At 60.7% G+C, this 14,635-nt stretch carries 13 protein-coding genes; 6 read left to right on the plus strand and 7 right to left on the minus strand.

Translation table 11 applies throughout. The features are described from left to right. Positions 1-10 precede the first annotated feature (10 nt). The 3 genes from ACMA5I_RS11795 (at position 11) to ACMA5I_RS11805 (ending at position 4,568) form a co-directional block, all read left to right on the plus strand. Complete coding sequence (locus ACMA5I_RS11795; protein ID WP_525886472.1) at positions 11-517, plus strand: hypothetical protein; 507 nt, start codon at positions 11-13, stop codon at positions 515-517. Continuing rightward, on the plus strand, positions 511-3,936 hold the full coding sequence (gene mfd / locus ACMA5I_RS11800; RefSeq protein ID WP_525886473.1) for a transcription-repair coupling factor: 3,426 nt from the start codon (positions 511-513) through the stop codon (positions 3,934-3,936). Before ACMA5I_RS11795 ends, mfd begins: the two co-directional genes overlap by 7 nt. A 122-nt stretch (positions 3,937-4,058) precedes the next feature. Next, positions 4,059-4,568: a hypothetical protein gene (locus tag ACMA5I_RS11805; protein ID WP_525886474.1), complete on the plus strand. Its 510-nt coding sequence runs from the start codon at positions 4,059-4,061 to the stop codon at positions 4,566-4,568. A 53-nt stretch (positions 4,569-4,621) separates the two neighbouring features. On the opposite strand, the gene ACMA5I_RS11810 is transcribed toward ACMA5I_RS11805, so the two are convergent. From ACMA5I_RS11810 to ACMA5I_RS11820, 3 genes are read right to left on the minus strand one after another with little or no spacing between them, the layout of a single operon-like run. Continuing rightward, a complete protein-coding gene (locus tag ACMA5I_RS11810; RefSeq protein ID WP_525886475.1) occupies positions 4,622-5,272 on the minus strand; it encodes a DsbA family oxidoreductase in 651 nt (216 codons plus the stop codon). Further along, on the minus strand, positions 5,269-6,327 hold the full coding sequence (locus tag ACMA5I_RS11815) for a patatin-like phospholipase family protein (protein WP_525886476.1): 1,059 nt from the start codon (positions 6,325-6,327) through the stop codon (positions 5,269-5,271). The genes ACMA5I_RS11810 and ACMA5I_RS11815 overlap by 4 nt, the downstream gene beginning before the upstream one ends. Continuing rightward, complete coding sequence (locus ACMA5I_RS11820) at positions 6,327-7,112, minus strand: 3-hydroxybutyrate dehydrogenase (protein WP_525886477.1); 786 nt, start codon at positions 7,110-7,112, stop codon at positions 6,327-6,329. The genes ACMA5I_RS11815 and ACMA5I_RS11820 overlap by 1 nt, the downstream gene beginning before the upstream one ends. A gap of 292 nt (positions 7,113-7,404) precedes the next feature. On the opposite strand from ACMA5I_RS11820, the gene ACMA5I_RS11825 reads away from it, so the two are divergent. Next, positions 7,405-9,213: an extracellular solute-binding protein gene (locus tag ACMA5I_RS11825; RefSeq protein ID WP_525886478.1), complete on the plus strand. Its 1,809-nt coding sequence runs from the start codon at positions 7,405-7,407 to the stop codon at positions 9,211-9,213. Positions 9,214-9,252: 39 nt separating this feature from the next. Here the strand turns inward: ACMA5I_RS11825 and ACMA5I_RS11830 are convergent, their stop codons facing one another. The 3 genes from ACMA5I_RS11830 to ACMA5I_RS11840 are packed head-to-tail and all read right to left on the minus strand — an operon-like array spanning position 9,253 to position 11,711. After that, entirely contained in the window at positions 9,253-9,927 is a 675-nt protein-coding gene (locus tag ACMA5I_RS11830; protein WP_525886479.1) for a DUF502 domain-containing protein, read from the minus strand. A 27-nt stretch (positions 9,928-9,954) separates the two neighbouring features. Then, entirely contained in the window at positions 9,955-10,851 is an 897-nt protein-coding gene (locus ACMA5I_RS11835; protein WP_525886480.1) for a pseudouridine-5'-phosphate glycosidase, read from the minus strand. Then, the gene (locus tag ACMA5I_RS11840; protein WP_525886481.1) at positions 10,848-11,711 is read right to left on the minus strand and encodes a PfkB family carbohydrate kinase; all 864 of its coding nucleotides are present in this window, start codon (positions 11,709-11,711) and stop codon (positions 10,848-10,850) included. Before ACMA5I_RS11840 ends, ACMA5I_RS11835 begins: the two co-directional genes overlap by 4 nt. A gap of 199 nt (positions 11,712-11,910) precedes the next feature. Here ACMA5I_RS11840 and rpsB point away from each other — a divergent pair, with 199 nt between their 5' ends. Both rpsB and tsf read left to right on the plus strand, forming a co-directional pair. Continuing rightward, positions 11,911-12,693, plus strand: a complete 783-nt coding sequence (gene rpsB / locus ACMA5I_RS11845; protein WP_525886482.1) for a 30S ribosomal protein S2 — start codon at positions 11,911-11,913, stop codon at positions 12,691-12,693. An 83-nt stretch (positions 12,694-12,776) separates the two neighbouring features. Further along, on the plus strand, positions 12,777-13,652 hold the full coding sequence (gene tsf, locus ACMA5I_RS11850; protein ID WP_525886483.1) for a translation elongation factor Ts: 876 nt from the start codon (positions 12,777-12,779) through the stop codon (positions 13,650-13,652). Between the two features lie 87 nt (positions 13,653-13,739). Here tsf and pncA read toward each other — a convergent pair whose 3' ends face one another. Beyond that, positions 13,740-14,336 (minus strand): bifunctional nicotinamidase/pyrazinamidase, encoded by a 597-nt coding sequence (gene pncA, locus ACMA5I_RS11855; protein WP_525886484.1) that lies wholly within the window; start codon positions 14,334-14,336, stop codon positions 13,740-13,742. Between the last annotated feature and the right edge of the window lie 299 nt (positions 14,337-14,635).

Raw genomic sequence — 14,635 nt, forward strand, 5'->3', positions numbered from 1 at the left:
AAAGATCACCATGACCTTCCGCGATATTTTGATGCAAATCTGGACGGAGCAGAGCTTCGCCTCGATCTGGTATTGGGCGCTGTGGATCTATCTGATCCATGACGGGCTGGCGCGGGTCTGCGGGGTGCCGGCGGATGTGATCGCCGAGGCCAAGCGTGACCCGGTCTGGCAGCGCCGCGCCGAGGCGCTGGCCGAGGCGCAGACCGCCCGCATCCGCGCGGTGTGGGAGAGCGCGGGCTGGTTTTTCGCCGGAGTCATCGCCTTTGTGTTCGCGCTCTTCTGGGTGATCGGCTGGATCTATGGCGCGCCCATGGGGCAAGCACTGTCGCTCCTTCTGATCCCGTTTTTGCTGGCGCGCTGGCGCGGGCGGCGCACGGCGCGGCGCGGGCTGGAGGGACCGGCCCTGCTTGACGCGCTGGAGCGGACACGGCGCGGCAACAGCGTCATTCTCACCATCGGATTCACCTTCGCGCTGATCCTGGCGCTGTTTCATCTTCAGGGGCAATTTTTATGGTAAGGACGCTGGTTGGCGGTGCGCCGGAAGGGTTTGACGCCAAACTGATCGGGGATCTCGTCGGGGACACAAAGGGTCCGGTCCTGCATATTGCGCGGGATGAGGCGCGGATGGCCGCCGTCCAGGCGAGCCTGCGGTTTTTCCGGCCCGATCTGCCCGTGCTGCGCTTTCCGGGGTGGGATTGTCTGCCTTATGACCGCGTCTCGCCAAATGCGAGCGTGTCGGCGGCGCGGATGGCGGTGCTGGCGCAACTGGCGAAAGGGTGGGACCGACCTTCGGTGATCATCGCGCCCTTGCGGGCGGCGATGCAGAAACTGCCGTCGCGTCAGTTGGTTGGCGGCAGTTCGTTCACCGCGAGCGTCGGGAACCGGATCGACGAGGCGGCGCTCCGGGCCTATCTCGTCCGCATGGGCTTTAACCAGGTGCCGACCGTGATGGAGCCCGGCGATTACGCCATTCGTGGCGGCATCATCGACATTTTCCCGGCGGGGGAGAAACAGCCGATCCGTCTCGATCTTTTCGGTGACGTCTTGGATGCCGCGAAACGGTTCGACCCGGTGACGCAGCGGAGCGGCGAGACGGTCAAGCAGATCGCGCTCGCGCCGGTCTCCGAAGTGATCCTTGAAGAGGAGACGATCACCCGGTTTCGGCAAAACTACCGCACCGCCTTCGGGCAGGTAGCGAGCGACCCGCTTTATGAGGCGGTCTCCGCCGGGCGCAAGCATCAGGGCATGGAGCATTGGCTCGGCTATTTTTACGAAGATCTGGAGACGCTGTTTACCTTCCTGCCGGGCGCGCCGGTGACGCTGGACGACCAGATCCCGGCGATGCGCGCGGCGCGGAGCGAGGAAATCGCGACGCAATATCAGACGCGGCTGGAGGCGATGGAGGACAAGAACCGGATGGGCGGCACGCCTTACCGGCCCGCGCCGCCAGAGACGCTTTACCTTGATGAAGCAGCATGGATGACCGCGCTGGAGCCGCGGGCAGTGCGGCAATTCTCGCCCAATCCGACGCCCTCCGGCCCCAATGTGATCGACGCGGGCGGGCGGCTTGGCCGTGAGTTCAGCGCCGAGCGCAAACGCGAGGAAATCAATCTTTTCAGCGAATTGGCGGCCCATGTCAAAGCGCGGCTCAAAGAGGGCCCCGTGGTGCTGGCGAGCTATTCGGATGGCGCGCGGGACCGGATGCAGAGCCTTTTGAATGACGAGGGGATCGCCAGCAAAACCATAGCGCGGGCAGGGGATGTGAGTGAGGGCGTGAACCTCGCCGTCTGGGCGCTCGAAAGCGGGTTTACCGCGCCGGATCTGACCGTGATCGCCGAGCAGGATATTCTGGGCGACCGGCTCATCCGCCGCGCCAAGAAACGCCGCCGGGCGGAGAATTTCCTGAAAGAGTCGAGTTCGCTCAAACAGGGCGATCTCGTGGTCCATATCCAGCACGGGATTGGTCGCTATCAGGGGCTAGAGACGGTCGATGTGACCGGCGCGCCGCATGAATGTCTTCTCCTTGAATATGCGGGCGGCGATCGGCTCTATCTGCCCGCCGAAAACATTGATCTGCTGTCCCGCTACGGTCATGAGCAGGGGCTTTTGGACCGTCTCGGCGGCGGCGCGTGGCAGGCTAAGAAGGAAAAGCTGAAAGAGCGGATCAAGGAGATGGCGGAGAAGCTGATCCGCCTTGCCGCCGAGCGCTACCTGCGTAACGCCCCGAAATTCCAGCCACATCACCATCTCTGGGAAGAGTTCTGCGCGCGTTTCCCCTATCAGGAGACCGAGGATCAGCTAACCGCCATCGCCGATGTGCTGAGCGATTTTGAAAGCGGGCGCCCGATGGACCGGCTCGTCTGCGGCGATGTCGGGTTCGGCAAGACCGAGGTCGCGCTGCGGGCCGCTTTCATCGCCGCGATGGAGGGGCATCAGGTGGCGGTGATCGCGCCGACGACGCTGCTCGCTCGCCAGCATTTCCAGAACTTCGCCGAGCGCTTCCGGGGCTTCCCGCTGAAAGTCCGGCAACTTTCGCGTTTCGTCTCGGCCAAGGATGCGAAGGCGACGCGGGACGGGCTGGCCGATGGCTCCGTCGATATCGTCATCGGCGCCCATGCTTTGCTGGCAAAATCCGTACGGTTCAAACGGCTTGGATTGGTGATTGTCGATGAGGAGCAGCATTTCGGCGTGGCGCATAAGGAGCGGCTGAAGGCGCTGCGCTCTGATGTGCATGTGCTGACCCTGACGGCCACGCCGATCCCGCGCACGCTGCAAATGGCGTTGACCGGGGTGCGGGACCTCTCGATCATCGGCACGCCGCCCGTGGACCGCCTCGCGATCCGCTCCTATGTGAGCGAATTCGATCCGGTGACCATCCGCGAGGCGCTTTTGCGCGAGCATTATCGCGGCGGGCAGAGTTTCATCGTGGTGCCGCGCGTTTCCGACATCCCCGAATATGAGGATATGCTGAAAGAGCTGGTGCCCGAGGTGAAAACCGTCACGGCCCATGGCCAGCTGGCGGCCGGTGATCTCGATCAGCGGATGAATGCGTTCTACGACGGACAATATGATGTGCTGCTCGCGACCACGATCATCGAGTCCGGCCTCGACATTCCACGGGCCAATACGCTGATCGTGCTGCGCGCCGATATGTTTGGCCTCGCGCAACTTTACCAGATCCGGGGCCGGGTCGGGCGCTCGAAAATCCGCGCCTATGCCTATTTCATGACCGAAGCGGGCCAGCGCCTCACGCCCGCCGCGCAGCAGCGGCTCAAAGTGCTGGCGGCGCTTGATGGCCTCGGGGCCGGGTTCGCGCTCGCCAGTCAAGATCTCGATATTCGCGGGGCCGGCAATATCCTTGGCGAAGAGCAGTCCGGGCAGGTCCGCGAAGTTGGTTACGAGCTTTACCAGGACATGCTGGAGGAGGCGATTGCCAAGCTGAAATCCGGCGAGATGGGGGATGTGGATCTCTCGGAAAGCTGGTCGCCGCAGATCAATCTCGGTGTGCCGGTGCTGATCCCGGAGGATTATGTGCCGGATCTCGATGTACGCCTCGGCCTCTATCGCCGCCTGTCGGAGATGGAGAAGAAGGTCGAGATGGAAGGCTTTGCCGCCGAGCTCATCGATCGGTTCGGGCCGCTGCCCAAAGAGGTGGACGGGCTGATGAACATCATGCGGATCAAGGCGATGTGCCGCCGCGCCAATGTCGAGCGTCTCGATGGCGGGCCGAAGGGGATCACGCTGCAATTCCGCGACGACAAATTCCCTAACCCGGCGGGCCTTGTGCAATTTATTCAGGACCAGCGCGGCACGGCGAAGGTGCGCGACAACAAGCTCGTGGTCAAACGGGACTGGGATCGTGACGGTCAGAAAGTCAAAGGGGCCTTCCAAATCGTTCGGGATCTCGCGGCGCTTGCGAAGGAAATCTCTCGCTAACCCGCTGAAAACTGCGTATTCAAGAAATGGTGACTCGAATTTTTTGACATACTCCGTCATAAGGTCGCCGATGCGCGTTGTGAACGACGCTGCAGAATCTGTTGATTCGAAAGGAAAACGACATGGCGAACAACAACCAGAACGATCCGAACAAATCCGGCGGCAACGGCATGATCATCGGGATCATCGCAATTGTTGCACTTGCGATCCTCGGCTTCCTCTTCCTCGGCGGCGACGATGAGACCGTTGTCGAAGGCGACGAGACCACCATCGAACAGAATGCTGAAGAAGCGGCTGGCGATGCAGAAGCAGCGGCTGAAGATGCAGCAGACGCAGCCGAAGCTGCCGCTGACGAAACCGTTGAAAACGCAGACGCAGCCGCTGATTCCGCTGCTGAAGCAGCTGACGACGCAGCCGATGCGGCTGGCGACGCAGCAGGCGACGCAATGGACGCGACTGAAGATGCGGCAAATGACGCAGCGGAAGCCGCTGGCGATGCAGCTGACGCCGCTCAGGACGCAGCAAGCGATGCGGCTGACGCAGCAGGCGACGCAGCCAACGATGCAGCTGAAGCTGCAGGCGATGCGGCTGAAGAAGCTGGCGACGCAGCTGAAGAAGCGACCAGCAACTAATCTGAGTTTCAGATGCGTGAAGAGGCCGCAGGCGGAAACGCCTGCGGTCTTTTTTATTCGGGCTGCATGTCTTTCTGCGCGGTGAGAATTTCCCGCGCGACACGTTCCCAGAAATGCGCCGGCTGCGCGCCCGGCACCACATGGGCGCCCGCGATGATGAAGGTCGGCGCGCCGGTGATGCCCATGTCGCGCCCGCGCGCGGCGTCCGTCTCGACCAGCTCCAGATCCTGATCCGTGGCGAGAAGCCGCGTGATCAGATCCCGGTCGAGCCCGACATGGCCGCCGATCTCGGCCAGCACCTCCGCATCGCCAATATCCTTGCCGTCGCGGAAATACGCCTCGAAGAGCGCCATGGCGAGGCCGGTTTGCTTGCCCTCGATGCCCGCCCAATGGATGAGCCGATGCGCGTCCTGCGTGCGCGGCGTTTTCCCGATCTTGTCGAGGTTCAGAGGCAAATTCATCGCCTCGGCATTCTCGGAGACGGGCATATAGGCCTTGGCCGCGCCCGCTTTGCCGCCGAATTTCGCTTCGAGATAGGCGCGGCGATCCATCCCACCCGGCGGCATCTCCGGGTTGAGGAAAAACGGATGCCAGCTCACCTCGAAGGGCGTGTCGCCAATCGCCTCGATGGCGCGGAAGAGGCCCGTGCTGCCGATCCAGCACCAAGGGCAAATCGGGTCCGACCAGATTTCGAGCCGGGTCATGAATACATCTCCGTCAGATTGACCGAGCTTTCCTTGCCAATCTTGTCGCCATTCTGGCGCAGGAAACCGGACATCGCGCGGCGGCCCGCTTCCTTGAGGTGCAGCAGGAACGCCAGATCCGGCGTCATTTTCGTGGCCACCCCAAGCTGGCGCATGGTCTCGTCATCCATCACCGAATGGATCCGCAGATCGCGCATCGCGCCCTTGGGGATGTTCCCCTGCGAGGTCAGACGGTTCACGAAAGCCACGGCGCGCAGATCCTTGAGGAGCGACGCGTTGAAGGAGATCTCATTGACACGGTTGGAGATTTCCGTCGCCGTATGGGGCACCTGCTCCCGGTAGAGCGGGTTGATATGGATGATCAGAATATCGTCGGCCTTGGTGGTCTCATAGAGCGGGAAAAGCGACGGGTTCCCCGTATAACCGCCATCCCAATAGGCCTCCATCTGACCGGTTTTCTTATCCTCGATCTCGACCGCCTGATAGATGGTCGGCAAGCACGCCGAGGCCATGAGCGCGTCGATGGTCACATCGTCGCCGCTGAACACCTTGGCCTTGCCGGTCCGCACATTGGTCGCGTTGATGAAAAGCTGCGGGCCGTCCTTGGCGCGCAGGCTCTCCTCATCGAGATGCGTCTCCACAAGCTTGCGGAAAGGCTGGATGTTGAACGGGTTATACTCATAGGGCGAGAGGAACCGGGTCAGCATTTCGGAGCCCCAATAGACCGGGCTCATCTCCAGAATATCGCTGACGAAGCCGGGCGAGGGCGCGACTGTCATGAGCCAGTTCTCGATCGGCGCGGGCAGGGCGTCTCCGGTGGTGGAGAGCGAGAGCCAGAACTGATCGAGACGGCGGCGCACACCGGCGCGGCCATTCTCATGCCAGCCGATCTTGATCGCCGCGGCGTTCATCGCGCCCGCCGACGTGGCCGTGACGCCGTCGATCTCAATATCTTTCTCGTCCATGAGCCGGTCCAGCGCGCCCCAGGTGAAGGCGCCATGCGCGCCTCCGCCTTGCAGGGCGAGATTGACGACCCGCTTTTTCCTGGCTGCCATCAGAGGGCCGTCCAGCCGCCATCAACGGAGAGGGTGGTGCCGGTGATCTGCTCGGCCGAGTCCGAGCAGAGGAACGCCACGATGCCGCCGATCTGCTCGGTGGTCGCAAATTCCTTGGAGGGCTGACGCTCCAGCAGAACCTCTTTGATCGCGGTTTCGCGGTCCATGTCGTATTTCTTCATGGTGTCCGGGATCTGGCTCTCGACCAGCGGCGTCATCACATAGCCGGGGCAGATCGCGTTGCAGGTAATCGGCTCCTGCGCCGTCTCCAGCCCGATCACTTTGGTCAGGCCGACAACGCCGTGCTTGGCCGCGACATAAGCGGATTTATAGGGCGAGGCGGTCAGGCCATGGGCCGAGGCGATGTTGACGATCCGGCCCCAGCCTTGCGCGCGCATCTGCGTGACGGCGGCAGCCGAGGTGTGGAAGGCCGAGGACATGTTGATCGCGATGATCGCGTCCCATTTCTCGGTCGGAAATTCCTCGATCCCGGCGACATGCTGAATGCCCGCATTGTTCACCAGAATATCGACCTTGCCGAGCTGCTCCGCCGCTTTCCTGATCAACTCGCGACATTCCTCGGGCTTCGACATATCCGCCTTGATATAGACGACTTTCGAGCCGGTCTCCGCCGCGATCTCTTCAGCGAGTTTGTGGTCCTCGTCATTATCGGTGAAGCTGTTGAGCGCGACATGCGCCCCCAGACGGGCCATTTCCTTCGCAATCCCGAGACCGATCCCCGAATTTGATCCGGTGATCACGGCGGTCTTACCTTTAATTGACATGACAGTGTGCTCCTTGTCGATTATCTGACGGGAACGTAACCGCTTGATGGGACAATTTCGAGAGGAACCGCGCGGATGTCCTTCGCAAAATCTCTTGATGACTCATAAAAAAATGCCCTCCCGAAGGAGGGCACAGTCATGAGGCAGGTTTCATACAGGCAAGAAACCTATCGAGCAGTAACTTCACTATAGGCCATACATCGCCGTTCTCCAACTTGAATTTGCAGAAATGGCAAAGGCTTGTAGGCTGACCCCATAAAACAAGGCGATTCGAGCAGGAGCTGTGACAAAGATGACACTTAACAAGACGATACGGGGGCTTTTGCTGGCCAGCGCGGTGATTCCTTTTGCCGCATGGGCCGAGCCTCAGCATGGGATCGCGATGTATGGCGCACCGGCGCTGGAGGAGGGGTTTACCCAACTTCCCTATGTGAACCCCGAAGCGCCCAAGGGCGGCGAGATCGTCTATGGCGAGAGCGGCAGTTTCGACTCGCTCAACCCCTATATTCTCAAGGGCCGCCCGGCTTACGGCGTGCAGGCACATATGGTCGAGACCCTGATGGGCCGAAATTATGACGAGCCGTTCGGGCTTTACGGGCTTCTGGCCGAAAGCATCGAGACCGATGAGGCGCGCAGTTTCGTCGAGTTCACCCTGCGCGAGGAGGCGACCTTCTCCGATGGCTCGCCCGTCACCGTGGAGGATGTGATCTGGTCCATGGAGACGCTGGCGAGCGACGGCCACCCGCGCTATCGCAACGCCTGGGAAAAGGTCGAGAGCAGCGAGCAGGTGGACGAGCGCACGGTGCGTTTCACCTTCTCCGAAGCCGACCGCGAATTGCCGCTGATCATCGGCCTGCGTCCGATCCTCAAAAAAGGCTTCTACGACGACAAGGATTTTGCGGAATCGGGCCTCGACGCGCCGATTGCCTCCGGCCCCTATATCCTCGGCGATTTCGAGCCGGGCCGCTTCATCGAGTTCACCCGCAACCCCGATTACTGGGGCGCGGATCTGCCGATCAACAAGGGCCAGCACAATCTCGACACCATCCGCTACGAGTATTTCGTGGACAGCAATGCGGCGTGGGAATCCTTCAAGGCGGGCGAAATTTCTGTTCACCGGGAAGGGGATGCGCAACGTTGGGCCACGCAATACGACTTCCCGGCGGTCACCAATGGCGAGATCGTCAAGGAAGAGGTCGAACATCAACGTCCCTCGGGGATGCAGGGCTTCGTGTTCAACACCCGCAAGCCGATTTTCGAGGATCCGCGGGTGCGCGAGGCGCTGATCCGGGTGTTCAATTATGAATTCATCAACCGGACCCTGAATGACGGCACCTTGCCGCGCGCCGAAAGCTATTTCTCCAACTCGGATTTGGGGATGCAGCACGGGCCGGCGCAGGGACAGGTGAAGGAGTTGCTGGAGCAATATGAGGACATTCCGGAGGGCGCGCTGGAAGGCTACGCCCTGCCGAAATCCGATGGGACCGAGCGCAACCGTGCCAATATCCGCGCCGCGATGAAGCTTCTCAACGAGGCCGGGTGGCAGGTCGAGAACGGGATTTTGCAGAAGGACGGCCAGCCCTTCAGTTTCGAGATCCTGCTCGGCTCATCCAGCAATGAACCGGTGACAAACCTCTATGTCAACGCGCTGAAATCGCTTGGGATTACCGCGAATGTGCGGCTGATCGACGACAGCCAGTATCAGACCCGCCAGAAAGCCTATGATTACGACATGATCTATGGCCACCCGGTTTACGGCGTCTGGCCGCTCTCACTCAGCCCCGGCAATGAGCTGAACCTCTATTTCGGCTCGGACGGCGTCGAGGCGGAGGGCACGCGCAACTATGCGGGCATCAATTCCGAAGCGGTGGACGGGTTGATCAACACCATCCTGACCGCCGAGGATGAAGACACTTTCATCGCCGCGACCCGCGCGCTCGACCGGGTGCTGACCGCCGGGCGCTATATCGTCCCGACCTGGTATCAGGATGTCTCGCGCCTCGCCTATGACGCGGATCTGACCCATGCTGAAGAGGTCCCGATGTGGGGCGATTGGGTAGGCTTCCTGCCCGAAGTCTGGTGGAGCAAATCCGCAGAGTGAGTTGATCTCAAACGAAAACGGCGCTTCGGCGCCGTTTTTTTAAACGTGCGGAATATCCGTCTGATGGGGCGGCTCGATGATGTGATCCTCGACATATTCCGGCGTCACCAGCCCGCCCGAAATGATCAGCTTCGCCGCTTCCTCGACCGACATGGAGAGCAGCGTCAGATCCTCGCGCGGCACGAAGAGAAGGAAGCCACTGGTCGGGTTCGGCGTCGTTGGAAGAAACACGCTGACAAGGTCATTATGGCCCGCCTTATGGGGGATCTCGCCGGTCGTGTCGGTCGAGACAAAAACGATGCACCAGATGCCCTTGCGCGGATATTCGACAAGGCAAACCTGTTGAAAATTATTGCCATTTTGCGACAGGATCGTCTCGATGATCTGCTTCACGCCGCCATAGATATTGCGCACGACCGGTGTGCGATCGACCAGACGTTCGGTCATGCGCAGAAGTTGCCGCCCGAACATGCCCTTGGTCACAGCGCCGATGAGCGTGGTGAAGACCACAAACACCAACACGCCGTAGCCGAAGATGTTTTTGCCTAAGTAAGTCTGCGGGTTATAGGCACCGGGCAGGAAGGGCAGCACCCGCGCGTCAATGAAATTCACCATGGTCATGATGAGCCACATGGTCAGCAGGATTGGCATCACCACGACGAGGCCGGTGAAGAAATTCGCTTGCAGACGTTGGAAGAGCGATGGTTTTTGCATGTCAGCTCATCAGGTTAGCGCCGGGTCTTACGAAAGCATCTCCCGCGCGATTGCGGCGGCGAGTTTCGCGTTATTCTTCACCAGCGCGATATTGGCGGTCAAGGAGCGGCCTTGGGTCAACTCGAAAATCCGCGCGAGCAGGAAGGGTGTGACCTCTTTTGCGGCAATGTTCTGAGCCTCTGCCTCAGACAGCGCCTTTTCGATCACCGGGATAATCACGTCGCGGGAAATCTCGTCAGCTTCGGGGATCGGGTTCGCCACAAGCTGGCCGCCGGGAATCCCCATTTTCTGTTTGAGAATATGGGCTTGCGCAATGTCTTTCGCGTGATCCATGCGGAAGGGCGCGCGGATGCCGGAGTCGCGGGACCAGAAGGCAGGGAATGCGTCGCTTTGATAACAAAGCACCGGAACCCCTTGGGTTTCCAGCACTTCCAGCGTTTTGGGAATGTCGAGAATGGCCTTCGCACCCGCCGCAACGACCGTCACCGGCGTTTGCGCGAGTTCCAAGAGATCGGCGGAAATGTCGAAACTCGTCTCCGCGCCGCGATGCACCCCGCCGATGCCGCCGGTGGCAAAAACGGAGATCCCGGCCTGATGCGCGCAGATCATCGTGGCGGCCACGGTGGTCGCGCCATCCCGGCCCGTCGCCATCGCGGCAGCAAGATCGGCGCGGGAAAGCTTCAGCACATTTTCCTTTTGGCCAAGCGCCGTTAGCTCGTCCTCTTCAAGTCCGATATGCAGCTCGCCGCCGAGAACCGCGATGGTCGCCGGAACCGCGCCCGCATCGCGAATGACCTGCTCCACCTCGCGGGCCGTGTCCACATTTTGCGGATAGGGCATCCCGTGGGTGATGATGGTGCTTTCCAGCGCCACAATCGGTTCATTTTTCTCTTTCGCAGCAGCGACTTCGGCAGAAAATTTCATGTCGGGTCCTTGGTCATGTGGGTCTGGGCGGCGGCGATGGCGGCTTCCAGCGCATCCTGGCGGGAGAGGCCCGCGATTTCGGCCATGATATGCCCGGCCATGAAACTGTCGCCCGCGCCGGTGACGATCCGGGTTTCAATCGGGGGCGGGGTCGCGGCGTGAATCGCGGAAGGATCGGCGCAGACACATTCCGCGCTGCCATCGGTGACCAGCACCCGCGCCGCGCCCATCTCCAAGAGCGCATCGGCGGCATCGCGGGCCGTGATCACATCCTTGCCGGAGATCACCCGCGCCTCATGCGTGTTGCAATAGAGCAGCCCGCGCCCGCCGGTGACGAAACCGCGTAGCCGCTCCGCTTTGCCGGGGCTGGCCGGAACCAGCCGCAAATCCGCGCCCGCCAGCGTTTCGTGCGCGGCGAGGGCGGCAAGGGTGGTTTCCGTCAGATTGCCGTCGATCACCACCGGAAGGCGCGGCGGGTCCATCTTGGCGAGCGGCTCGACCAGCGCTTCGTCCACCGCCTCAAGCGAACGCGCATCGAAAATCGCGCCGACAAGGCCATTGGCGGCCTCGACGGCAATATAGGTGTCGGTCGGGCGATCCGTGCGGTATAGATAGCGCGTCTCAATTCCGCGCGCCTCGATCACCTCGGTCAGCGCATCGCCCAAAGCATCGCGGCCAATGGCGGAGACCAGCGCGACCTTCGCCCCATGCCCCACCAGTTTCAGCGCGATATTGAGCCCGACACCGCCCGGATGGCGCGACACCGTGCCCGGCATATCATCGTGAAGCTGCATCACGCGGGCCGAGCGCGCGATCACATCCCAATTGGCAGAGCCGATTACCGTAATGAAATCCGTCATATCCCTCCTATGTCCCGGCGGCCTCGCGCGTGCAAGGGGGAAGGGGGGTTGCGCAGGGCGGGAAATGCGCGTATGTGGCCCCACATTGAAAACACAGGTGGCGTTTTGGGCCTATGGGGGAGACATCCTCATCAGGTCCGCCGGTCGGGGGAGACCCCGTGACGCGCTGCCGAGGAAGAACCGGAAAGGATATACGCATATGGCGCTTCCCGAATTCACGCTGCGCCAGCTTCTTGAAGCTGGTGTTCACTTTGGTCACCAGACCCACCGTTGGAACCCGAAGATGGACCAGTTCATCTACGGCGCAAAAAACGGCATCCACATTCTCGACCTGACCCAGACGGTCCCGATGCTCGACGCGGCTCTGGAAGCCGTGCGCAAGACCACCTCGAAAGGTGGCCGCATTCTGTTCGTTGGCACCAAGCGTCAGGCACAGCGCCCGATCGCGGAAGCCGCTGAGAAATCGGCGCAGTATTTCATGAATCACCGCTGGCTCGGCGGCACGCTGACCAACTGGAAAACCGTGTCGAACTCCATCGGCCGTCTCAAGACGATCAATGAGCAGATGTCGGAAGGCGCTGCGGGCCTCACCAAGAAAGAGCGCCTGAACATGGAGCGCGAGCAGGACAAGCTGCAAGCATCGCTCGGCGGGATCGCCGAAATGGGCGGTGTGCCGGACCTGATGTTCGTGATCGACACCAACAAGGAAGATCTGGCGATTGCCGAAGCCAAGAAGCTGGGCATCCCGGTTGTGGCTGTGGTCGACTCCAACTCGTCGCCCGATGGCATCGACTATCCGATCCCCGGCAATGACGACGCGGCCCGCGCGATTGCCCTTTACTGCGATCTGGTGGCCCGTGCGGCGCTGGACGGCATGGCGGCACAGCTCGGCAATGCCGGTGTGGACCTTGGCGAGATGGAAGAGCTTCCGGCAGAGGAAGCCGCAGCGGTTGAAGAAGCTGCTGAAAACACCGACGCCTAAGCCTACATAACTGACATAATTCTGACGCAACCCGTCTCTAGGGTTGCGCCTCAATTATCGCCTTATCATTCAAGGAGAGAGATATGGCTATTACTGCTGCACAAGTGAAAGAACTGCGCGAGATGACCGGCGCAGGCATGATGGATGCCAAAAAAGCGCTGACCGAAACCGATGGCGATATGGATGCTGCGGTCGATTGGCTGCGCACCAAGGGTCTGGCGAAAGCTGCCAAGAAATCGGATCGCACCGCGGCCGAAGGTCTTGTGGCTGTGAAGGTCGAAGGCGGCAAGGGTGTCGCTGTCGAGGTGAACTCGGAGACCGACTTCGTTGCGAAAAACGCGGATTTCCAGAGCATGGTGACCCAGATCGCTGGCGCCGCCCATGGTCAGGACAATCTGGAATCGCTGCTTCAGGCAGAGGTCAACGGCAAGTCGGTGAACGATCTCGTCACCAACGCGATTGCGACCATCGGTGAGCATATGGCCGTGCGCCGCATGGAAAGCATCGAAGGCGACAGCGTGGCCGATTACGTGCACAATGCCGCCGCTGATGGCATCGGCAAAATCGGCGTTCTCGTCGCGATGAAGGGTCAGGACAACGGTATCGGCCGCCAGATCGCGATGCATATCGCGGCGACCAACCCCGAAGCGCTGAACGAGTCCGAGCTGGACGCAGCCTTCATCGAGCGTGAGAAAAACGTGCTGACCGAGCAGGCCCGCGAGAGCGGCAAGCCGGAGAATGTCATCGAGAAGATGATCGAAGGCCGTATGCAGAAATTCCTCAAGGAAGTGACGCTCGTGAACCAGCCCTTCGTCATCAACCCGGACATCACCGTGGGCGACGCGGCGAAGGAAGCCGGTGTTGAGATCCTCGGCTTCATCCGCATGGGTGTCGGCGAAGGCATCGAGAAGAAAGAAGAGAACTTCGCGGAAGAAGTGGCGAAAGCTGCTGGCAACTAAACCGCGCCTCTCAGAAGAAAGAAAGCCCCGCCACTGTGCGGGGCTTTTTGTTTCTTGGGGAGGGGGCGCGTTCTGAAGCGGCGCGCCTCAGATAAATGTCACGCCCGCCGCCCGCATATTCGCCAGCGCCGCCTCTTTCGAGCCGTCTGTGTCAATCGCCCGTGTCAGATCCAGCGCCACCGATGTGTCAAGACCAAGCCGCGCCGCATCCACCGCCGACCATGCGACACAGAAATCCTGCGCCAGCCCCATCAGTGTCACCGCCTCGACACCATGGTCGCGCAGATAGCCCTCCAGTCCGGTTTTCGTCTCCTTGTCATTCTCGAAAAACGCCGAATAACTGTCGATTTTGGGATTGCTGCCCTTGCGAAGAATAAGGTCCGCGCGACTCAGGTCCAGATCGTCGTGAAATGCTGCACCTTCGCTGCCGATGAGGCAGTGGGCGGGCCAAAGGATCTGCGGACCGTAAGGCATATCAACAGTTTCAAAGGAAGATTTTCCGGGATGGTTGGGTGCGAGAGAAAGATGGTCTTCGGGGTGCCAGTCCTGTGTGAGCACCACGAGGTCAGATGTAAACATTGCTGCGTTTATACCCGCAACAATCTCGTCCCCACCCGTGACCGCCAGGGCCCCACCGGGACAAAAATCTTTTTGCATATCAATGACCAGCAAAGCGTTTTTCATGGACATTCTCCCTCGCGATATATCACGAATGTGTTATAAACTTATGTTAAAGAGCACATATAAAGGAGGAAGCAGGAATGATCGTAACGTTTCGTCGCCAAGATAAGTTAAAGTTGGCAACTAATCTGACGTATTTTCAAAGCGCTTCCGACAGTCAACGTCTCTTTATAAGCGAGATACCGCCTTCGCGCCCCGTTGTGAAGGCCACTGGTCTTGCGAAAGCTCCGCCACACATCCGATAAATCCCGCAGCATAGGCCACCCCACCTGAGCCACACTGCCACGCCTCACCCCCGTGTC

Source organism: Jujubicoccus corallicola (genome assembly GCF_047345645.1).
Classification (GTDB): domain Bacteria; phylum Pseudomonadota; class Alphaproteobacteria; order Rhodobacterales; family Rhodobacteraceae; genus JBLEFH01.